The 20,740-nt window shown below is 72.3% G+C and carries 17 protein-coding genes; 5 read left to right on the plus strand and 12 right to left on the minus strand.

Features of this window, described 5'->3' with window-relative positions; genetic code table 11:
- The first annotated feature begins 64 nt into the window (after positions 1 to 64).
- A complete protein-coding gene (locus ACFV2J_RS17755) occupies positions 65 to 1,609 on the plus strand; it encodes an alpha/beta hydrolase (protein ID WP_385085785.1) in 1,545 nt (514 codons plus the stop codon).
- Positions 1,610 to 1,724: 115 nt separating this feature from the next.
- On the plus strand, positions 1,725 to 3,275 hold the full coding sequence (locus tag ACFV2J_RS17760; protein ID WP_385085783.1) for an alpha/beta fold hydrolase: 1,551 nt from the start codon (positions 1,725 to 1,727) through the stop codon (positions 3,273 to 3,275).
- Positions 3,276 to 3,370: 95 nt separating this feature from the next.
- Here the strand turns inward: ACFV2J_RS17760 and moeZ are convergent, their stop codons facing one another.
- From moeZ to ACFV2J_RS17820, 12 genes are all read right to left on the minus strand, one after another.
- On the minus strand, positions 3,371 to 4,549 hold the full coding sequence (moeZ, locus tag ACFV2J_RS17765) for an adenylyltransferase/sulfurtransferase MoeZ (RefSeq protein WP_385439431.1): 1,179 nt from the start codon (positions 4,547 to 4,549) through the stop codon (positions 3,371 to 3,373).
- Between the two features lie 63 nt (positions 4,550 to 4,612).
- Positions 4,613 to 5,362, minus strand: coding sequence for a spherulation-specific family 4 protein (locus tag ACFV2J_RS17770; RefSeq protein WP_385085777.1), 750 nt, complete (start codon positions 5,360 to 5,362; stop codon positions 4,613 to 4,615).
- Positions 5,350 to 6,312 carry an NAD-dependent epimerase/dehydratase family protein gene (locus ACFV2J_RS17775; RefSeq protein WP_385085775.1) on the minus strand — a complete coding sequence of 321 codons (963 nt, stop codon included), beginning with the start codon at positions 6,310 to 6,312 and terminating at the stop codon, positions 5,350 to 5,352. The genes ACFV2J_RS17770 and ACFV2J_RS17775 overlap by 13 nt, the downstream gene beginning before the upstream one ends.
- A 343-nt stretch (positions 6,313 to 6,655) precedes the next feature.
- Complete coding sequence (locus tag ACFV2J_RS17780; protein WP_385088660.1) at positions 6,656 to 8,194, minus strand: hypothetical protein; 1,539 nt, start codon at positions 8,192 to 8,194, stop codon at positions 6,656 to 6,658.
- Complete coding sequence (locus ACFV2J_RS17785; protein ID WP_385439435.1) at positions 8,191 to 10,260, minus strand: DUF3492 domain-containing protein; 2,070 nt, start codon at positions 10,258 to 10,260, stop codon at positions 8,191 to 8,193. The genes ACFV2J_RS17780 and ACFV2J_RS17785 overlap by 4 nt, the downstream gene beginning before the upstream one ends.
- 85 nt (positions 10,261 to 10,345) lie before the next feature.
- Positions 10,346 to 12,241, minus strand: coding sequence for a dipeptide ABC transporter ATP-binding protein (locus ACFV2J_RS17790; RefSeq protein ID WP_385439470.1), 1,896 nt, complete (start codon positions 12,239 to 12,241; stop codon positions 10,346 to 10,348).
- Positions 12,242 to 12,246: 5 nt separating this feature from the next.
- Complete coding sequence (locus ACFV2J_RS17795) at positions 12,247 to 13,263, minus strand: ABC transporter permease (protein ID WP_385088656.1); 1,017 nt, start codon at positions 13,261 to 13,263, stop codon at positions 12,247 to 12,249.
- Positions 13,260 to 14,252 (minus strand): ABC transporter permease, encoded by a 993-nt coding sequence (locus tag ACFV2J_RS17800; RefSeq protein WP_385439438.1) that lies wholly within the window; start codon positions 14,250 to 14,252, stop codon positions 13,260 to 13,262. Before ACFV2J_RS17800 ends, ACFV2J_RS17795 begins: the two co-directional genes overlap by 4 nt.
- Positions 14,253 to 14,256: 4 nt before the next feature.
- Positions 14,257 to 15,975, minus strand: a complete 1,719-nt coding sequence (locus tag ACFV2J_RS17805) for an ABC transporter substrate-binding protein (RefSeq protein ID WP_385088652.1) — start codon at positions 15,973 to 15,975, stop codon at positions 14,257 to 14,259.
- Positions 15,976 to 16,126: 151 nt separating this feature from the next.
- Positions 16,127 to 16,219: an Ms4533A family Cys-rich leader peptide gene (locus ACFV2J_RS17810; protein ID WP_315986905.1), complete on the minus strand. Its 93-nt coding sequence runs from the start codon at positions 16,217 to 16,219 to the stop codon at positions 16,127 to 16,129.
- Positions 16,220 to 16,298: 79 nt separating this feature from the next.
- A complete protein-coding gene (locus ACFV2J_RS17815; protein WP_385088650.1) occupies positions 16,299 to 17,576 on the minus strand; it encodes a DUF3152 domain-containing protein in 1,278 nt (425 codons plus the stop codon).
- A gap of 428 nt (positions 17,577 to 18,004) precedes the next feature.
- Positions 18,005 to 18,994 carry an alpha/beta fold hydrolase gene (locus ACFV2J_RS17820; RefSeq protein WP_385088648.1) on the minus strand — a complete coding sequence of 330 codons (990 nt, stop codon included), beginning with the start codon at positions 18,992 to 18,994 and terminating at the stop codon, positions 18,005 to 18,007.
- Between the two features lie 158 nt (positions 18,995 to 19,152).
- Between ACFV2J_RS17820 and ACFV2J_RS17825 the strand changes: the two genes are divergently transcribed.
- The 3 genes from ACFV2J_RS17825 to ACFV2J_RS17835 all read left to right on the plus strand — a co-directional run bounded on the left by ACFV2J_RS17825 (position 19,153) and on the right by ACFV2J_RS17835 (position 20,631).
- Entirely contained in the window at positions 19,153 to 19,371 is a 219-nt protein-coding gene (locus tag ACFV2J_RS17825; RefSeq protein ID WP_385088646.1) for a hypothetical protein, read from the plus strand.
- A 255-nt stretch (positions 19,372 to 19,626) separates the two neighbouring features.
- Entirely contained in the window at positions 19,627 to 20,268 is a 642-nt protein-coding gene (locus tag ACFV2J_RS17830) for a TetR/AcrR family transcriptional regulator (RefSeq protein WP_168530103.1), read from the plus strand.
- 135 nt (positions 20,269 to 20,403) lie between these two features.
- The gene (locus ACFV2J_RS17835; RefSeq protein WP_028801993.1) at positions 20,404 to 20,631 is read left to right on the plus strand and encodes a DUF3107 domain-containing protein; all 228 of its coding nucleotides are present in this window, start codon (positions 20,404 to 20,406) and stop codon (positions 20,629 to 20,631) included.
- Positions 20,632 to 20,740 lie beyond the last annotated feature (109 nt).

The raw sequence follows: 20,740 nt of genomic DNA on the forward strand, positions 1-20,740 counted from the left end.
CGTGTCTCACCCGCACGGCCCGCGTCCCGAGCGGACCGCCCGGCGCGACCGCAGGATGGGAGACATGCCGAAGCCGTCCCCGTCACGCGCCGCCGCCCTCACCGTGACCGCCGTCCTGCTGTCCTGTGCGCTGACGGGCTGTGGCGGCGGATCCAAGGACGGGGATCTGACGGCCCAGGAGTTGAGCTGGAAGGACTGCCCGGCCCCCTCCGAGTCCGAGGGCGGCGGCGACGCCCCCTCCCCACTGCCGGGCGGTGCGCAGTGGCAGTGCGCCACCATGAGGGCCCCCCTCGACTGGGCGGACCCCAAGGGCGACACGATCGGCATCGCGCTGATCCGGGCGCGGGCGAGCGGCGACCAGAGCAGGCGCATCGGCTCCCTAGTCTTCAACTTCGGCGGCCCCGGCGGCTCGGGCGTCACCACGCTGCCCGCCTTCGGCGGGGACTACGCGAAGCTGCGCACCCGCTACGACCTGGTGAGCTTCGATCCGCGTGGGGTCGGCCGCAGCGACGGGGTGCGGTGCGAGGACGACAGTCAGCTCGACACGTACTTCCAGCAGGACGCCATCCCCGACGACGACGCCCAGCGGAAGGCGCTCCTGGACAACACCAAGTCGTTCAACGCGGCCTGCGAGAAGAACTCGGGCCGGACCATCCCGCACGTGCGCACCACGGACGCGGCCCGCGACATGGACCTCATGCGGCAGGTCCTCGGGGACGACAAGCTGCACTACTTCGGCATCTCCTACGGCACCGAACTCGGCGGCGTGTACGCCCACTTGTTCCCCAAGCACGTGGGGCGAGCCGTGTTCGACGGGGTGGTCGACCCGACGCAGGACCCGGAACAGGGCGCGCTCGGACAGGCCAGGGGTTTCCAGCTCGCGCTGGACAACTTCGCCGAGGACTGCACCTCCAAGGCGGATCCCTGCCCGATCGGCGACACCCCGCAGGACGTCAAGAACCGCATCGCCAAACTCCTGACCGATCTGGAGAGCAAGCCGATCCCCGGTCTCTTCCCGCGCGAGCTGACCCAGACCGCCGCGACCAACGGCATCGCGCAGGCCCTGTACTCCAAGGACTTCTGGGAGTACCTGACGGAGGGTCTGGAACAGGCGTACAGCGGTGACGGCAAGGGGCTGATGCTGCTGTCGGACTCGATGAACGGACGCAGCGAGGACGGCCAGTACAGCAATCTCGCCGCGGCGAACGTGTCCATCAACTGCGCGGACGAGAAGCCGCGCTACACCGTCGCCGACGTGGAGGCGAAGCTTCCGGAGTTCCGGGCCGCGTCGCCCCTGTTCGGCGACTATCTGGCCTGGGGCATGCTCAGTTGCACCGACTGGGCCGTCCCCGGGGCCGCCGACCATCCGGACGTCGGCGCCGCCGGCGCGGCGCCGATCCTCGTGGTCGGCAACACCGGCGACCCGGCCACACCGTACGAGGGCGCGAAGAAGATGGTGGAGGCGCTGGGCAAGGGCGTCGGCGTCGAGCTGACCTACAAGGGCCAGGGGCACGGCGCGTACGACAGCGGGAACAAGTGCGTGCACAACGCGGTGGACGGCTATCTGCTGGACGGGACCGTGCCCCCCACCGGAACCGTCTGCACTTAGAAAAGCACAGGTCAAAGGGTTATCCACAGGTTTCCGAGGCTGCTCGCCGCGGACGCCTAATATGGCGTGCAGGTGATCCGCGGCATCCGGCGGACCACGGGTGAGGGGGAAGCTCATGACACGTTTCGCACGGTGCACGGCCATGGTGGCGGCCGCGTTGCTGGTGGCCGGCTGCGGGGGCACGTCCGGGCACGGCAAGGACGAGGGAAAGGACGGCGGCACCCCGTCGGCCACCACGCCTTCGTCCGGCGCCGCCTCGGCGCTGCCGGCCTCCCTCACCTCGCAGAAGCCCGACTGGGGCCGCTGCAAAGGAACTTCGGGCTCCGCCGCGCAGGGCGACGGCTGGCAGTGCGCGACGCTCAAGGTGCCCCTCGACTACGCGAAGCCCGGCGGCGAGACGATCGGCCTCGCCGTGATCCGCTCGAAGGCGACCGGCGGCCGGGGCGAGCGTCTCGGCTCGCTCCTGTTCAACTTCGGCGGCCCCGGCGGTTCGGGCGTCTCCACGATGCCCGCCTACGAGAGCCTCGTCGGCCCGCTCCACGAGCGCTACGACCTGGTGAGTTGGGACCCGCGCGCCGTCGCCGCCAGTGAGGGCGTGCGCTGCCGCGGCGACAAGGCGATCCAGGCCGCCGAGTCGGTGGACGCCACCCCGGACGACGCCGCCGAGGAGAGCGCCTACTTCAAGGACGCCACGGACTTCGGCAAGGGCTGCGCGAAGGCCGCCGGAAAGCTGATGGCGCACGCCTCGACCACCGACACCGCCCGCGACATGGACCTGATGCGCCAGGTCCTCGGCGACAGCCGGATGCACTACTTCGGCATCTCCTACGGCACCGAACTCGGCGGCGTCTACGCCCACTTGTTCCCCAAGAACGTGGGGCGGCTGGTGCTGGACGCCGTCGTCGACCCGAGCGCCGACACGGTGGGCCACGCCAAGAACCAGACCCTGGGCTTCCAGCGCGCCCTGGACGACTACCTCAAGTCCACGGGCCAGGACCCCGAGCGGGGCTCCCGGAAGATCGTGGACCTTCTGGACCGGATCGACGCGAAGCCGCTTCCGACCTCCGGCGGCCGCCGGCTCACCCAGACCCTGGCCCTCACCGGCATCGTCCTGCCGCTGTACAGCCAGTCGGGCTGGCCACGCCTGACCGACGCGCTCCAGGGTGCCGAGGACGGCGACGGCACGAAACTGCTCGCGCTCGCCGACGGGTACAACGACCGTGACTCCTCGGGACATTACGGCACGACGACCCATTCACAACGGGTCATATCGTGCTTGGACGACAAGCAGCGGCCGACCCCCGAGGAGACGAGGAAGCTGCTGCCCGAGTTCGAGAAGATCTCGCCCGTCTTCGGCGATTTCATGGGCTGGGACACGGCGGGCTGGTGTCACGACTGGCCGGTCGCCGGTCAGTACGACACCCCGGAGGTCAGCGCCCGGGGAGCCGCGCCCGTGCTGGTCGTGGGCAACACCGGGGACCCCGCGACGCCGTACGAGGGGGCCCGCAGGATGGCCGACGAGTTGGGCAAGGGCGTCGGGGTGGAGCTCACCTGGAAGGGCGAGGGCCATGGCGCGTACGGAAGTGGCAGCGACTGCGTCGACTCCACGGTGAACGCCTATCTGCTGAACGGGACGGTACCGAAGGACGGCAAGGTCTGTTCATGACGGCGGCGGGGGTCCCCCACACCTGTCGTGTGCGAGACCCCCGCCGTCGGAGGTTCGGGACGAGCCGGTGTTCAGCGGACCGGCCCGCGCGTCGCTCAGTAGATCGGCTTGTCCGGCTCGATCTGGTTGACCCAGCCGATCACGCCGCCGCCGACGTGCACCGCGTCCGAGAACCCGGCGGACTTCAGGACCGCGAGGACCTCCGCGCTGCGGACACCCGTCTTGCAGTGCAGGACGATCTTCTTGTCCTGCGGAAGGGTCTCCAGGGCGGTGCCCATGAGGAACTCGTTCTTCGGGATCAGCTTGGCGCCGGGGATCGAGACGATCTCGTACTCGTTGATCTCGCGGACGTCGATGATCTCGATGTTCTCACCGTCGTCGATCCACTCCTTGAGCTGCTTGGGAGTGATCGTGGAGCCGGCCGCCGCCTCCTGGGCCTCCTCGGACACGACGCCGCAGAAGGCCTCGTAGTCGATGAGCTCGGTGACGGTCGGGTTCTCACCGCAGACCGCGCAGTCGGGGTCCTTGCGGACCTTGACCTGGCGGTACTGCATCTCCAGGGCGTCGTAGATCATCAGGCGGCCCACCAGGGGCTCCCCGATACCCGCGAGCAGCTTGATCGCCTCGTTGACCTGGATGGAGCCGATCGACGCGCACAGCACGCCGAGGACACCGCCCTCGGCGCAGGAGGGGACCATGCCGGGGGGCGGGGGCTCCGGGTAGAGGCAGCGGTAGCAGGGACCGTGCTCGGACCAGAAGACGGACGCCTGGCCGTCGAAGCGGTAGATCGAGCCCCACACGTACGGCTTGTTGAGGAGCACGCACGCGTCGTTGACCAGGTAGCGGGTCGCGAAGTTGTCCGTGCCGTCGACGATCAGGTCGTACTGGCTGAAGATGTCCATCACGTTCTCGGCCTCGAGCCGCTCTTCGTGGAGGACCACATTCACGTACGGGTTGATGCCCAGGACGGAGTCGCGCGCCGACTGCGCCTTGGACCGGCCGATGTCCGCCTGGCTGTGGATGATCTGGCGCTGCAGGTTGGACTCGTCGACCTCGTCGAACTCCACGATGCCGAGCGTGCCCACACCCGCGGCGGCCAGGTACATCAGCGCCGGGGACCCGAGGCCGCCGGCGCCCACACACAGCACCTTGGCGTTCTTCAGCCGCTTCTGCCCGTCCATGCCCACGTCGGGGATGATCAGGTGGCGGGAGTACCTGCGGACCTCGTCTACGGTGAGCTCGGCAGCCGGCTCGACCAGGGGTGGCAGCGACACGGGGACTCCGTTGGTCGGTCAATCACTACAGTTGTTCTCCCCGTAACACTGCCACGCCCTTCTTCATTCCGAGACACCCGTTCCGATCCGCGAGACGATGTCGTCCCAGTAGCCGGGCATCGTCTCCCAGGGGTCGGTGCGACCGCCCCGGTCCGTGCGGTCGGTGAAGTAGATGGTCGAGGCGCCCTGCCAGCGGGCGATGCGCAACGCCTCGTCCAGATGCCCGCGCGGCACTCCGTGCACGAAGTGGCAGAACCGCTCGGGCGCGTAGTCGGCGGTCCACTCGGCGACCTGCGACCAGCGGTAGTCGCTCCAGGAGCCGGAGAACGTGACCAGCTGATCGGCGTTCTCGGCGTAGCCGGGATAGGGGTGGGTGCCGTGACCGAGCACGATGTGCGGGTCGTCGAGGAGCCCGCGGAGCGCGGTGACCGCCCGGCGGACCTCGGGGAGCGCGGCACGCTCGGTGGGACACCGGTGCAGGAGGAACCCGCCGACCCGGTACCAGTCGAGATACCGCCGGGCGTCGGAGACCACCTCGCCGACGGCACGCGCGCCGTACGTGAGGTCCAGATGTCCGAGCACGCGCACACCGGCGTGGCGGAGTCGGCCGACGGCCTCCAGGCAGTGCGGGTCGGGGCGGATGCCGGGGCCTTCGGCCACGTTCAGGACGACCCAGTGCAGAGGGGTGCCGGGGCGGGTGAGTCCGCCCCACTCCTCGGGCGCGACGAGGGGGTGCGCGTAGCCGGGGATGCCGAAGCCGGTCCTCAGGTTCGTGTTCGCGGTGCCCGCCGTGGCGCTGGTCAGATGCGGCATGCCGCCTCCATCCAGATGTCGGCGAGGGACTCCTCCAGGTTGATCCGGGGCCGCCAGCCGAGGCGGTCGCGCGCGGTGCGCACGTCGGCCTGCTGCCAGCTGCCGCAGCCGTCCGGATACGGGTAGGCGACGGGACCCCCGTGGTCGGGTTCGGGGCGGGGGTGTCCGATGGCCGCCCTCATGGGTCCGGGCGGCGGGCCGTCGAGTTCGTGCAGTGTGCCGCCGTAGCCGGCCACGCGGGCGAGGACGGCGGCGGCGTCGCGCAGGCGGACGGCGCGCCCCGATCCGATGTTGATGACGCCCTGTGCGGCGGAGAGGGAGGCGGCGTGGACGGCACGGGCGACGTCGCGGACGTCGATGAAGTCGCGCTGGACGCCGAGTCCGCCGAGTTTGAGTTCGCCGTCGCCGGACTGCATGGCGCGCCGCATGGCCTCGGCGAGGCGGCCGAGCGGGGATCCTGCGGGCGTGCCGGGCCCGGCGGGCGAGAAGACGCGCAGGACGACGGCGTCGAGTCCGGAGCCGAGGACCAGTTCGGTGGCCGCGAGCTTGCTGACTCCGTAGGGGCCGCCGGGGCGCGGAACGGCGTCCTCGGCGGTGGAGGAGCCGGGCTGGCTGGGCCCGTACTCGGCGCCGCAGCCGATCTGCACGAGCCGCGCCCCGCATCCGCTGCGCCGCAGGGCCTCGCAGACGGTGGCGACGGCGACGGTGTTGTGCCGGGTCAGTTCGCGGGCGCCGCCGCGGGTGGCACCGGCGCAGTTGATGACGACCCCGGGGTGCACCGCGTCCAGGAAGCGGGTGAGCGCGCCGGGGCTGCCCGAGGCGAGGTCGAACCGTACGTCGGCGTCGTCACCCCGGCCGAGCGCGGTGAGTTGCACGGCCGGGTCGGCGAGCAGTCTGTCCGCGACGAAACGGCCGAGGTATCCGTTGGCTCCGATCAGCAGGACCCTCATCGGGCGGCTCCCGGGGCGGATTCTCCGGTTCGGGAGGTGATCATCTGGCGTTCTCCTTCAGGGTGGTGCCGTGGGTCGGAAGGGAGGCCCGCGGTGTCGGCCCCGCGGGAGAGGTGGGCCCGGCGGAGGGGCCGGGCCCTGGCGCGTGTCGCGAAAGTCCCGCCTGCCTCGCGGGCGAACGACGGGACTCGCGCGACGGGCCCTGGGCGGCGCTCGCGACGGCTCGCGACGGTGGAGGGGACCGTGGGCCGGGGCGGGGTGCGCGCTTCGTGGTGCGGTGCGGGTGGCGCGCAGCGGGGTTCGCCTCCGGGTGCGCGGACCCGGCCGGGGGCGGGGGCGGTGCTCATGGCGTCCCGTCGGGCGCGGCGTGGGCCGACGCCCGGGTGAGGGTGCGGGTCGCGTGGATCAGGAGGACGAGGGCGCCCGCGCCGCACACCAGGGCAGGGACGGCACCTGGTCCCCAGGCGTAGGCGACGGTCTCGACGGGCGTGCCCAGGAACGAACACCCGGGCAGGCGGCCGCCGAAGACCGTGGCCGTGGCGGTCGCCTCGGCCGCGCCGGCGGCGCCGAGCACGACGGCGGGGGCGTGGGTGAAGCCGCGCGCCGCGAGCAGGCGCGCGAGCAGCAGCAGCGCGCCGAGGGCGATCGCTCCGGCGTAGGCGGGGGGTTCGTCCAGGGCCGCCCCGCACAGCGCGAGCAGGGCGCCGAGCACGCAGAGGTAGAGGGCGAACGCGCCCAGGAGCAGGGGGCGCACGGAGACCGCGAACTCCTCCAGGCCGCGGCTGGCGGCCAGCCCGCGGCGGGCGCGCGCCATGAAGAGGTGGGCGCACCAGGCCGCGGGTGCGCAGGACAGGGCGAGGGCGAGGACGGGTGCCGTGGCGGGCGGCCAGGGTTCGTCGGGACCGCCGGAGAGCGCGGCGCTCAGCAGTCCGTCACCGAGCAGGGCGTACGCGATCAGCCAACAGGTCCATGCCCGGGTGCCGTTCGTCGTGTGGTGGGCGGTGCCGAGGGGGCCGTGGCGCAGGGCGGCGCGCAGACCGAGGAGCACCGCGAGGGTGCCGGTCGCGGCGACGGCGAGATGGGCCCGGCCTTCGGTGAACCGCAGTCCGGTCACGGTTGCCGCGCAGAGGATGCCCGGGAGCAGGGCGAGGACCGCCCAGCCGGCGCGTGCGCCGGAGCGTCCCGCGGGGGCGGATCGCGGGGACGGTTCCACATCGCGCGCCCGGCGTGCGTACATCTCCTCGGCGAGGGAGAACACGTCCCGGTGCCGGAAGCGGGTGGCGGTGCGGTCGGTCATCCCGTGCGCCTCCAGGCCCGCCGCGATCTCCAGCGGGTCGACGGCGCGTTCGCAGAGTTCGCGGTGCCGGTGCATCAGTGCCTTCACCGGGTCCACGGCGTTCCGGCGGCCGGGTGACCTGCGGGAGTGTCCGGGCGGGTCCCCCGCGTCACGTGGGGTGGCTGACGGTCGGGCCGCGGGCACGGAGGCGCGCACCGGGACGTCCCCGGGTGCGCCGGCGGACGCGCCGGCCGACGCGCCTGCGGGCGTACTCGCGGACGCGCTCGCGGTCCCCGTCGCACTCCAGCCGTCCGGGACGGCCCCCCGTGTGCCCAGGTCCGCCTCCTCGTCCCCCACGGAATGCTCGTCCCCCACGGACCGCTCGTCCTCCGCGAACCCGCCGTCCTCCACGGACCGCTTGTCCCCCGCGAACCCCCCGTCCCCCACGGACCGCTCGTCCCCCGCGAACCCCCCGTCCCCCACGGGCTTGTCGTCCCCCACGAACCACTGCACCGACTGTTCGTCCCACGCACCGGAACCCTCTGGTGTCGCGGGCCGGTCCAGTTCGCCGAGTCGTCCTTCGGTTCGGCCCGGTTCGCTCGTCACGCGCCCTCCCCCGCGGTCAGCGGAACCGTCGCGCGTACCGGGACTCCCGACGCCCGGCGCGGCCGCCCGGCGGCGATGAGGCGGGCCTGGGTCCAGCGGCCGGGTACGTGGGCCTCGGCGGGTACGCCGAAGGGCAGCGGTTCGCCCGTGTCGTCCACGACGACCCGACGGATCGGGGAGTGCGAGACGATCTCCAGGTAAATGCCGTGAAATGCCTCGACGTTCTGCTCGACGGTGAACAGTTCGAGGGCTCGCGCCCGTGCCGCCGCGCCGAGGCGTGCGCGCCGCTCGGGGTCGCGCAGCAGCGCCACGCACGCCTCGGCGAGCGCCCGCGGATTGCGCGGCGGCACCACAAGCCCCGTACCGCCGATGACCTCGACGACCGCTCCGACGTCGGTGGACACGGTGGCGCGGCCGCAGAACATGGCCTCGACGAGGCTGATCGGGAAGCCCTCGACGACGCTGGACAGGACGACCAGGGCACCGGACGCGTACGCCTCCGCGAGCCCCGGAGCCTCTGGGCCGCCGATCTCCTCGAAGGAGACCGGGTTGTCGCCGACGGCGTGCGCGCCCTCGGCCTCGTCGGGGAACAGGTGGGCGGCCAGCGCCTTGCAGTGGGCCAGGTAGAGCGCGCCGTCCGGCCCGTCGGCGGGCGCTCCGAAGATCCGCAGCCGGGTCTTCGGCTCCTGCTTGCGGATCTCGGCGAAGGAGTGCAGCAGGGAGACGAGGTCCTTCGAGGGTTCGACGCGGCCGATCCAGACCAGCGTGTCCGGGTCCGCGCAGCCGGTGCCCTCGGCGCTCTCTCCCACCTCCGCGAAGCGGGACGCCTCCATGCCGGGGTAGACGGTGCGCAGTTTGGCCCGGTCGGCGCCGCAGCGCTCCTGCCAGCGGCGGGCGTGGGTGTTGCCCGGCGTGATGAGTGCGGCCCGGCGGTAGACCTCGGTGGCCAGCCTGCCGTGGAAGGCGGCGAGCAGCGCCCGCACGGCGGGGGCTTCCTCGGTGGCGGCGGAGGCGAGATAGTGCGCGCGCAACGGCACCCCGTACTCCGTGACGAGCAGCGGGACCGAGGCGAAGTGCCGGGCGAGCAGACCGGGCAGGGCCGCCGAGCCGCCGGCGGCCGCGTGGCAGAGGTCGACCGCGCCGAGCCCGTCGTCCGCGTACCAGTCCAGCGAGAGGGGGCGCAGCGACCGTTCGACATGGGCGGCGACGGAGAGCAGGTCGGGTACGCGGGCGGTGCGCGCGGCGCGCAGTGCGCCCGGCGCGCGGCAGGCGCGTTCCCATGCGCGTACGGCGGTCTCGGAGCGCAGCGCCCCGGCCAGGCCGCCCTCGTCGCGGGCGAGTTCCGCGAGTCCGTACAGCGCGGTGGCGAAACGGTCCGCCTCAAGGCCGAAAGAAGCCTCCGGGCCGGCGAGAACCCCCGAAGCACGCCCGCCGCCCGAAGCGCCCCCGGCACCAGATGCACTCGTGCCGCCAAGCCCGCTCACGCCGCCGGGTCCACTCACGCCGCCCCGTGGACCCGCGCCGCCCGATCCCCCCGCGAGACCGGGACCGCCGACCACCCCCGTGCCGCCTGCCACCCCCACCCCGATGGAGTCAGCGGAATCACCGGGTACGCCGTGCGCACCGGGATCCCCGGGACCGTCCGGGCTTCCCGGGCCCGCGCACACGGCCGCCGCCAGCTCCCCGAGGCACTCGGCGTACCGCCGCCGCACCCGGCGTCCGTGCGCTCCGCGCCCGCGCACCGCCCCGTCGTCCTCGGCCGTCCACAGCGGAGCCGTCCGTACGCGGCTGACCTGAGGCGGCAGCCGGACCCAGCCCTCGTCCTCCTGCCGCCGGCTGCGGCTGAGCGCGTAGATGTCGAACTCGTGCTGCCCGAGCCCGCGCACGAGCCGGTCGCACCAGAGCTTGGCGTCACCGCTCACATACGGATAGCCACCCTCCGTAAGCAGTCCGATGCGCACGAGTGCACCCCCGATCTCCCATATGGGGAGCCGCCGTTGACCCGGCGGCTCGCAGCGGGAAGAACGTATGCGGACATGGCGGTGGCGCGACGGACGGTTGTCCATCGCGCCACCAAAAGGGGTGAACGGGCGTAACTTTCCCGCGCAGGTCGCGTTCTGTCGCGCTAGGGGGTGGTCCTGTGACGCCCCGTCACACCGTGGCCAGTTGCCTGCGCGCCCTGCGCCGCTCCGCCGCGACCTGCGGATCGAGTGCCGGTACGGCGGCCAGCAGCTGCTTCGTGTACGGGTCCTGCGGGGACTCGTACACCTCGTCGGCGGGGCCGTGTTCGACGATCCGGCCGCGCCGCATCACCGCGACCCGGTCGCTGACCTGGCGTACGACCGCCAGGTCGTGCGCCACGAAGACGAGCGCGAGACCGAGTTCGCGCTGCAGCTCGGCGAGCAGGGCGACCACCTGGGCCTGTGTCGTCACGTCGAGCGCGGAGACCGGTTCGTCGCAGACGATGACGTGCGGGTCGGCGGCGAGCGCCCGTGCGATGCCCACGCGCTGGCGCTGTCCGCCGCTGAACTCGTGCGGGTAGCGGTCGTAGTGCGCCGCTTCGAGCCCTACGCGCTCCAGCAACTCCCTTACGCGCCCCCGGATGCGGGTCTCGTCCCGTTCGCCGCGCGCCCGGAGCGGGTCGGCGATCGACTCGCCCACGCTGCGCCGGGGGTTGAGGGAGGAGACGGGGTCCTGGAAGACCATCTGGACGGTGGGACGGACGCCGGACCGTGTCCGGCCCTCGTACCGCACCGACCCGGCGGTCGGCTCCAGCAGCCCGACCAGCATCCGTCCCAGGGTGGTCTTGCCGCTGCCGCTCTCACCGACGACGCCGAGCGTCTCCCCGCGCCGGACCGCGAGGGACACACCGTCCACGGCGGTGAACCGCCGCTTGCCGCGCCCGAATTCACGCCGCAGGTCCACCGCTTCCAGAACGACCTCACCGACCGCGGCGTCACCGGAGGCACCACCGGCCGCACCAGGGAGCGAATCCCCGGCCGACGCACCGTCACGCGACGCACCGGCGGCCGACGCACCGACGACCGACCCACGGCCGTCCGACACGCCACCGCCCGACGCACCATCGCCCGACACGCCGCCGCCCGACGGACCGCCGTCCGAAGCGCCACGTCCGTCCGCCCCGTCCCCGCCCCCCGCGGCGGAAGCCGACGCGACCACTCCGGGCCGAACCCGCGCCGCCTCCACCCGCGCCACACCCACACGCGGCACATCCACACGCGGCACCGCACCCAGCAGCTCGCGCGTGTACGCCTCTCGCGGCGCCCCGAGGACCGCCGTGACCGGCCCGTGCTCGACCGCCTTCCCGTGCCGCATGACCAGCACGTCGTCGACGCTCTCGGCGGCCACGCCCACGTCGTGCGTGACCAGCAGCAGCCCCATCCCGGTCTCCTCCCGCAGCGTGTGCAGCAGGTCGAGGATCTGGGCCTGGACGGTCACGTCGAGGGCCGTGGTCGGCTCGTCGGCGATCAGCAGGTCGGGCGCGCAGGCCAGCGCCATCGCGATCAGCGCGCGCTGCCGCATGCCGCCGCTGAACTCGTGCGGGCGCGAGCGCGCGCGGCGGGCGGCGTCCGCGATGCCGACCCGGTCGAGCACCTCGACGGCACGCGCGCGTGCGGCGCGCCGGGACGCCTTCACATGGACCCGGTACACCTCGGCGATCTGGTCGCCGACCGCGTAGTACGGGTCGAGTGACGACAGCGGGTCCTGGAAGACCATCGCGGCCTTCCCGCCCCGCAGCCGCCGCAGTTCGTCGTCGGAGGCGGCCTGTACGTCCACTCCGGCCACCCGCACCGCGCCGCCGACGCGCGCTCCGGTGCCCCGGTGCAGCGCGAGCAGCGCGGAGGCGACCGTGGACTTGCCGGAGCCGGACTCGCCGACCAGCCCGAGCGCGGCGCCCTTCGGGAGGGTGAAGGACAGCCCGTCGACGGCACGCAGGTCCCCGAACTCGACGACGAGGTCGCGGACGTCGACGAGGGTGTCGTCGGAGCCGTCCGGCGCGCCGTCCAAGGATTCACCGGTTGTCACGAGACTCACGACAGCACCACCCGTCGGTCGGCCATCGCGTACAGGACGTCCGCGACGGCGTTGGCCAGGACCACGAAGAAGCCGGTGACCAGGACCATCCCGACGACCACCGGCAGGTCGACGACCTGCACCGCGTGCACGAGTTCACGTCCGAGGCCGGGTAGCCCGAACATCGTCTCGGTGAGCACGGCACCGCCGATCGCCGAGCCGACGTCGTTGGCGTTCAGCGCGATGACCGGCGCGATCGCGCCGCGCAGGGCGTGCCGCCCGATGATCGAACGCTCCCCCACGCCGTAGGCGCGGAAGGTGCGGACGTGGTCCTCGGCGAGGGTCTCCAGCATCGAGGCCCGGGTCAGCCGGGCGTACTTGGCGGCCTCGATCAGCGCGAACGCCAGCCAGGGGAGCAGCAGGTTCCACGCCCACTGCTCGGGGTCCTCGGTGAAGGGCACGTACTGCGGGAAGGGCAGCCATTGCAGCTGTCCGCAGACGACGATCATCAGCACCAGGCCGATGACGAAGACGGGAGTCGCGGTGCCGGCGAGTGTGACGCCGGTCAGCACGCGCTCGGTGACCCGGCCGCGGCGCCACGCGGAGAGCACTCCGGTGCCGACGCCGAGGACCAGCCACAGCACCATCGCGCCGAGTACGAGCGAGAGGGTGACCGGCAGCTTCGTCCAGATGAGGTGGGTGACCTGCTGGTCGCTCTGGTACGAGAGGCCGAGGCAGGGCGCGCCGCAGTGCTGCACGGAGGTGCCCGTCGAGTAGTCGTGTCCGACGACGATGCCCTGAAGGAAGTGCCAGTAGCGCAGGTACAGCGGATCGCCGAGCTTCAACTGCTCGGAGACCTGGTGCACCTGGGCGGGCGAGCAGCGTGGGCCGCAGGTGATCTGGGCGACGTCGCCGGGGGCGACGTAGAAGACGAGATAGATGATCACGGAGATCGCGAGCAGGGTGACGGCGGCGCCGACCAGACGCCGTACGGCGAACCCGGTGAATCCGCCGGCCCCGGACTGACCGCTCATGCCCTGGCCTCCCGCTTGCGTCCCGTGCCGACGCGCAGCCGCGAGGCCGCGCGCGGGTCGAGGGCCGTGCGCACGCCGTCGCCGAGGACGGTCAGGGCGAGCACGGTGAGGAACAGCGAGCCCGCCGGGAACAGCAGGTACTGCGGTGCCGCCTGGTACCAGACGTCGGCCGCGGTCAGCATCTGGCCCCAGGAGGGTGTCGGCGGCTTCACGCCGACGCCGAGGAAGCTGAGCGCCGCCTCGACGGTGATGTTCATGGGGACCAGGAGGGCGGCGTACGTGATGACGGGCGCGGCCAGTGCGGGCAGGAGTTCGCGGCGGGCGACGCGCCAGGGGCCCCAGCCGCTGAGCCGGGCCGCCGCCACGTGGTCGAGCTCCTTGAGGGTGAGCGCGTGGGCGCGCACGATCTTCGCGGTCGAGCCCCAGGCCACCAGGCCGATGATGAGCGCGACCAGGACGGGGCGCGGGAAGCTGCTGGGCACGATGGCGAGCAGCGCGAGGGACATGATCATCAGCGGCATCGCGATGATGATGTCCGTGACGCGGCTGAGGAGTTGGTCGACCCAGCGGTTGCCCAGGGCGGCCGCGACACCGACGACGACGCCGATGAGGACCTGGACGAGGGTGGCGGCGAAGGCGACTCCGAGGGAGACCCGGGCGCCGTAGACGAGGCGGGCGAAGAGGTCGCGGCCCGTCTGCGGTTCCACGCCGAGCCAGTGGTCGCCGCTGACACCGCCGAGCGAGCCGAGCGGTACGCCGCCGCGCGCGGAGTCGACGAGTGCCGGGTGGTAGGTGGTCGGGTCCTGGCCCTCGACCGCGGTGAGCAGCGGTGCGGCGAGGGCGACCAGGACGAGGAGCGCGACGGCGGCCGCCGCGACGAGGGCGGCGCGCTGGGTGCGCAGCCGCCGCCAGAACTGACGGGCCCCGGAGGCCCCCGGGACGGAGAGGTCCGTCCCGGGGGCCTGGGAGGCGATGATTGCCTCGCTCACGGCGCTACTTCACCGCGACCTGGGAGATGTCCAGCACGCCGGTCCAGTCGCTGATCACGATGTTCTTGACGTCCTTGCCGTAGAGGCGCTTGTACACCGGGTGGAACAGCGGGACGGTCAGGGCCTGTTCGCCGATCTTCTTGTCGAGCGCGCCCCAGCGCTGCGCGGCCTCGTCGAGGTCGGTCAGCTTGTTGATCGCGTCGATCTCGTCGTTGACGGCCTTGTCGTCGAGGAAGCCGGTGTTGAAGTTGGCGCCGTCCTTGACGATCTGGCGGCCGTCGAAGATCGGGGCGAGGAAGGGGCCGCCGGAGGGCCAGTCGGCACCCCAGTGGGCGAGGAAGAAGCCGGGCTCGGACTTGGCGCCGTGGATCTTGTCCTTGTAGTCGTTGGACTCCAGTCCCTGGAGCTTGACGGTGATGCCGGCCTTCTTCAGGGCGTCCTGGAGGGCGGTGGCGATCTCCGGGCTGGTCTCGAAGTCCTTGTCGTTGGAGTGCGTGAGCGTGACGGTGAGGCCGTTCGGGTGGCCGGCCTCCTTGAGGAGCTCCTTGGCCTTGGCCGGGTTGCCGGACGCGCCCGCCGGGAAGTGGTCGTAGGGCGTGTAGCCGAAGGACTTCTGGTTCGGCAGGTAGGTGGTCGCCGCCTCGGCGAGGGAGGAGCCACCGGCCGCGTTGATCACCGAGGTGCGGTCGACGGCGTACGAGATCGCCTGTCGCACCTTCGGGTCGTCGAACGGCTTCACCTTCGGGTTGAAGGCGATGTAGTTGGTGTAGCCGAAGTGCCCGGTGCCGACGCGCGCGGCGAGTTCCTTGTCCCCGGTGACCTTGGCGAGTTCGGCCGGGCCGAGGTTGGTGTCGGTGGTGACGGCGGCGGCGTCCGCGCCCTGGGAGGAGGACAGCCGCTGGTTGATCACGGACGAGTCCAGGCCGGACCGTACGTCGATCCTGTCGGGGTAGGCCTTGCGCTCGGCGTCGGTCGACGCGGACCAGTGCGTGTTGCGCTCCAGGATCAGCCGCTCGCCGTCGTTCTCGTTCTTGACGACCTTGTAGGGGCCCGAGGAGACCGGGTGCTCCTCGTACTTGGTGCCGTTGTCCTTGGCCTTCGGGACGGGCGTGAACTGCGTCTGGGTGGCGAGGTAGGGGAACTCGCCCTCGGGCTTGTCGAGATGGAAGACAAGGGTGAGGTCGTCCGGGGTCTCGATCGAGTCGAGGCCCTTCTTGTCCTTGTAGGGGCCCTGGTAGTCGGCGCCGCCGATCAGCCAGTCCCTCAGGTAGGGGGCGCCGCCGGAGAGTTCGGCCGCGAAGGACCGCTCGATGCCGTACTTGATGTCGGCGGACGTGATCGGCGTGCCGTCCTCGTACTTGAGGCCCTTCTTCAGGGTGTACGTCCACACGGTCGCGTCCTTGTTCGGACGGCCGGTGTCGGTGGCGAGGTCGGGGACGACCTTGGCGCCGGCGGCTCCGTTCTCACGGTTGCGGGTGGTGAGCGTGCGGAAGACGAGGGAGGGGACGTTGCCGCCGCCGGAGGTGTAGAGGCGCGCCGGGTCGAAGTCCTCCTGCGGGTTGGCGTTGAGGACGGTGAGCGTGCCTCCCTTCCGCAGCTCGGTGTCGCCGCCGGCGCCCTTGGCATCGTTGTCCTCGGGCCCGCAGGCGGCGGCGCCCGCTGCCACGACCAGGGCAAGCGAAACGGTCGCCACACGGGCTCTGTTCACGGACGGTTGACGCATCGGAAGACGACCTCTCGGATGATGAGACAGATAGACGAGGAGTGAGACGAAAATGAACAGACGTCTGCCCCGGCGTCAGGTCGCCGAAAGGTCACGGACCATCACGGTCACGGAAGGAACGGAATCGCGACGAGCACGCCGGGGGCGGACGTCAGCGACAGTGGATGTCGGCCACGCAGAGCGCGGTCACGCCGATCAGCGCCAGCTCGATGGCGGCGCGACGGACGGCAGGACTGGACCACATGCGCAGAAATATGAACGAACTTTCGGAGCATGTCAACGTGGTCCGTCCCGTGACGGCGGTGACTCCTGCCACCTTCTGGTCAACTGCCCGGATAGGGCCAGGGGTTGGGGCGGCAGTGAATCCCGTCATGATCGAGGAACTTGGTCTGCTGCTGCATGACGGGAGCGAGCGCGCCGTCCTTCTCGCAGCTGACGTGGCCGTATCCGAGCCGGTGACCGACCTCGTGGTTGATGAGCATCTGCCGGTAGGGGTGGATCGCGGCGCCGTACGTGACGGAGCCCTGGGCCCAGCGGTAGGCGTTGATCATGACGCGTTCGGTGGAGGCCGAGTCGCAGGACACGTTGTCCTCGGTCGTGTCCAGACCGGACTTGGCGCACCAGTCGGCGGTGGTGCCGGGGCTGGCCAGGGTGATCACGAAGTCGGGCCGGCCGGAGGAGATCCGCTCGAAGGTGCGGGCGCCGCCGCGGGCCCAGCTCCTCCGGTCGTTCAGTGTCTTCTGCACCGCCTGCGCGAAGAGCGCGCCGTCAAGTCCGAGGCCCTGTTCCACGTCCACCCGATAGGTGTACTTCTGGCCCTTGCCGGGCGCCTTGTCGAACCCGGGGACCGCCTCGAACCTGCCCGACGCCTTGAGCTTGGCGCCGAGCGGGTACTTCTCGCCCATCTTCTCGTCGTACGTCAGGGTCCTCACGGGCTTGACGCCCGGCGTGGCGGTCGCGGTGGTCCGGCCGTCGCCGCGTGAGGCGGGGTCGAGGGCGCCCCGGCCGGCACCGGCGGCGGACTGCGCGTGCGTGCCGCCGCCGTCGTCGCGTCCGGTGGCCACCTGTCCGGCCACCACGACGGCGAGCACGGTGGTGACGGCGGCCGCGGCGATGCCGGTGAACGTCCGCCCCTTGCCGCCCGTCGACCTGCCCTCCTCGCCGGGCCGCGGCTGCGGCTCCTCGACGACCTGCGGATCCCGGTCGGTGACGGGGGCGTCCCAGTCGGTGACAGGGCCAAAGGGGCCGCTGTGCAGCGCGGTGGTCCGCCGGGGTGCGAAGAGGTCGACGTCCCCGGTGCCGTCCTCGTCGAAGGCGTCGACGTAGGCCTGCCGGGGCCCGTTCCCGGACCCGGACCCGGTTCCTGGTCCCGTTCCGGCCTCCCGGCGCTGGCCGGGGACGCGGGGTCCGCCCGGCACCGCGGGGGGTGCGGTACGGGAACCCCCGTACACGACCCCGCCCGGCGCACCGCCCCTCAACTCGCCCCAGCCACCGCCGGTCTCACGCTGCTCGGGGTGCTCGCCACGCGCCCGGCCCGGCCCTCGGACCGAAGCGCCGTCGGGCAACCGCGGGACACCGCGCGCGGGCGTCCCGTCGGCCATCCGCGGGATGCCGTGCGCGGGCGTCCCGTCGGGAAAACGCGGCACCCCGTGCGCCGGGGTCCCGCCGGCCGGCCGGGGGATGCCGTGCGAGGGGGTCCCGTCGGACGGCCGGGGAATGACGTGCGCCGGAGTCCCGTCGGAACGCCGGGGAATGCCCTGCGCCGGGGTCCCGTCCTGGAACCGGTCCTGGAACCGCGGCACTCCCGACGCCGGGGTCCCGTCCGTCCCGCGGGGCGCTCCCGCGGCCGGTGTCCCGCCCGCCCGAGGGCGCGGCGGCTGGGGGCCCAGGGCGCCGCGCGGGGCCTCCGACGGCATGCCTCCCGGCCTCTGAGCCGGCCGCGGCACCGCACCGGGTGCCGCCCCCGGCTTCTCCCCCGTGTCGCTCTTCTCCGGCCGCCCCCGGCGACTGTGACGTCCCACGCCCCGCCTCAGCTCCCCGCACCGGTGACGGCCGACGCGGCCGACTCGGCGGATTCCGCGAGGAGTTCACGGAAGGCCGTGGCCACCGTCTCCGGGTACTCCATCATCGCGACGTGCCCCGCCTCCGGCAGGGACAGCAGCCGGCCGTCCCGGAAGGATCGCGCGGCGCGCCGCGCCATGCGGTAACCGACGAGCTGGTCACGGCCGCCGTAGACGAGCAGCGTCGGCGCGAGCACCCGCTCGGCCTGCCGCCACAGTCCGTGCTGGCCGCCCAGCGTGTACGCGTTCACGATCCCGCGCGCCGAGCGCGTCATCGCGTCCCAGAAGTAGGGCAGCGCGAGCCGCCGCTCCATCTCCTCGACCGCCTCGCGGAACCCCTCGGGCGACACCTTCCCGGGATCCCCGTAACAGAGCGCCGTGACCCCGCGAACGCGCTGTTCGGCGTTCCAGTCCTTGGTGAGCCGGGTGAACAGCCCCGCCACCCCGGGCACCGCGAGCAGCGCGGTCGGCCACGCGGTGCGCTGCACGCGGATCTCCGGGAGCGCGGGCGAGACGAGCGTGAGCGTGCGGACGAGGTCGGGGCGTACGGCCGCGACCCGGGTGGCCACGGCACCGCCCAGCGAGTTGCCGAACAGGTGCACGGAGCCACGCCCGGCGGCGTCCAGGTAGCGGATGACCGCGCGGGCGTGCCCGGTGACGCTGTAGTCCCCGTCGTCCGGTGGCGGCGAGTCCCCGAAGCCCGGCAGATCGAGGGCCTCGCTGTCCACGAGCCCGTCGAGCAGGAGCATCAGGGCCGACCAGTTCTGCGAGGAACCGCCCAGCCCGTGCACGTACAGCGCCGGTGGCAGTCCCTCGCGGGCGGGTGGCCGGGAACGCACGGTCAGCGTGATCCCGGGCAGACCGACCGATCTCAGCCGCTCCCCCTCCGCGACCCGGACGGTCCCGACCCTCGGCGTGACGGTGGCGGCCAGCACGGAGGGCAGCTCGGTCGAAGACATGCGGCAATGTTACGAGACGATCACGCAGTGGTTCATGTGTTCGCCGTCACAGATGGTGGGCGAATCGCATAGCGTCTGGATCGGGTGTCTCCTAGGCTTCAGACGAGGGCACTCGCAGACACACAGGAGCGCGCTCGCACCACTCGGGAAGAGGAACCATGACAGTCGACCCCACGGACCCCGAGACCTTCACCGCAGCGGACGAGAGCCCGGACCTCGACCCGGAGGCCCCCGAGGCCGACGCCGCCGAACAGCACGCGGAACTGACACCGCAGGACGACGGCCTGCGCGCGGCGGGCGACCCCCTCAACGCCGACGAGGCGGACCTCGCCGAGCAGGCCAGAGTCGTGGAGCTCAACGAGGACGAGTACCGCTAGGCCGCACGGACCGGCCGGAGGACGGAACGGGCCTCACCTCCGGTCGGCATACGACCGGTGGCCCCGAGCCGGCCGGGTGAGCGGGCCGATCCGGGTGCCACGGCGCCCGCCCTGCCCCCGTTGAACAGCTTCTGTGTCGCTATCGCCCGCGTCCGGTCCGTGAAATTGTGCGCTCGCACCGCGCACACCAGGGTTACCGAAAAGTACGATGGCGAGGCGGCGCACACCGCAAGTGGACGATTTTTGGGAGGCGGCGTGACAGCCATCGAGCAGACAGAGGCGGCGCGCCCGCGGGGCACTCGCCTGCCGCGCCGTGCCCGACGCAACCAGCTCCTCGGCGCCGCCCAGGAAGTGTTCGTTGCCCAGGGGTACCACTCGGCCGCCATGGACGACATCGCCGAGCGCGCGGGCGTCAGCAAACCGGTCCTCTACCAGCACTTCCCGGGCAAGCTGGACCTGTATCTCGCCCTGCTGGACCAGCACTGCGAGTCCCTGCTCCAGGCGGTACGGACGGCGCTCGCGTCCACCACGGACAACTCACTGCGCGTCCGCGCCACCATGGACGCGTACTTCGCGTACGTCGAGGACGACGGCGGCGCATTCCGACTGGTGTTCGAGTCCGACCTGACGAACGAGCCGGCGGTCCGCGAGCGCGTGGACAAGGTCACGCACGAGTGTGCCGAGGCCATCTGCGACGTCATCGCGGAGGACACCGGTCTGTCGCGCGCCGAATCGATGCTCCTCGCCTCCGGTCTGGGCGGTCTGGCCCAGGTGGTGGCCCGCTCCTGGCTGCACAGCGACCGCAGCGTGCCGCGCGACCAGGCGGTCCAGCTGCTGACCTCGCTGGCGTGGCGGGGCATCGCGGGCTTCCCGCTGCACACCACCGACCACCGCTGACCGCCACTTTGTTCCCACCCGCTGTTCGCTCCTGGCGTTCTCGGGCGGAGCGTGTACGTCCCCTCACCGGGCTAATGTGTGCTGCGTACGGCGCGGATGAACGCGCACATGACTGACCGTCGGAGGGACAAAGCCGTGGAGGTCAAGATCGGCGTGCAGCACGCGCCCCGCGAGATCGTTCTGGAGAGCGGTCAGACCCCGGAAGAGGTCGAGCGCGCGGTGTCCGAGGCGCTGGCCGGCAAGTCGCAGCTGCTGAGCCTCGTGGACGACCACGGGCGCAAGGTCCTGGTTCCGGCCGACCGCCTCGCCTACGTGGAGCTCGGTGAGCCCACGCAGCGCAAGGTGGGCTTCAGCGCGCTGTAGTCAGCCACGCGGAGGGGCGCCGGGGCGCCGGGGCCCGGGGCCCCCGCCCCGGCCCCCCCCCCCCGGCCCCCGCGACCGGGCGGCGGCCACCCCCCCCCCCCCCCCGCCC

Origin of the sequence: Streptomyces sp. NPDC059668, from assembly GCF_042734135.1 — a bacterium.
Lineage (GTDB): Bacteria > Actinomycetota > Actinomycetes > Streptomycetales > Streptomycetaceae > Streptomyces.

Coding starts and splice junctions, on each gene's coding strand:
- ACFV2J_RS17755 (WP_385085785.1), top strand. CDS start 65: ATGCCGAAGCCGTCCCCGTCACGCGCCGCCGCCCTCACCGTGACCGCC.
- ACFV2J_RS17760 (WP_385085783.1), top strand. CDS start 1,725: ATGACACGTTTCGCACGGTGCACGGCCATGGTGGCGGCCGCGTTGCTG.
- ACFV2J_RS17770 (WP_385085777.1), bottom strand. CDS start 5,362: ATGCCGCATCTGACCAGCGCCACGGCGGGCACCGCGAACACGAACCTG.
- ACFV2J_RS17775 (WP_385085775.1), bottom strand. CDS start 6,312: ATGAGGGTCCTGCTGATCGGAGCCAACGGATACCTCGGCCGTTTCGTC.
- ACFV2J_RS17785 (WP_385439435.1), bottom strand. CDS start 10,260: ATGGACAACCGTCCGTCGCGCCACCGCCATGTCCGCATACGTTCTTCC.
- ACFV2J_RS17795 (WP_385088656.1), bottom strand. CDS start 13,263: ATGAGCGGTCAGTCCGGGGCCGGCGGATTCACCGGGTTCGCCGTACGG.
- ACFV2J_RS17805 (WP_385088652.1), bottom strand. CDS start 15,975: ATGCGTCAACCGTCCGTGAACAGAGCCCGTGTGGCGACCGTTTCGCTT.
- ACFV2J_RS17810 (WP_315986905.1), bottom strand. CDS start 16,219: ATGTGGTCCAGTCCTGCCGTCCGTCGCGCCGCCATCGAGCTGGCGCTG.
- ACFV2J_RS17815 (WP_385088650.1), bottom strand. CDS start 17,576: ATGGCCGACGGGACGCCCGCGCGCGGTGTCCCGCGGTTGCCCGACGGC.
- ACFV2J_RS17820 (WP_385088648.1), bottom strand. CDS start 18,994: ATGTCTTCGACCGAGCTGCCCTCCGTGCTGGCCGCCACCGTCACGCCG.
- ACFV2J_RS17825 (WP_385088646.1), top strand. CDS start 19,153: ATGACAGTCGACCCCACGGACCCCGAGACCTTCACCGCAGCGGACGAG.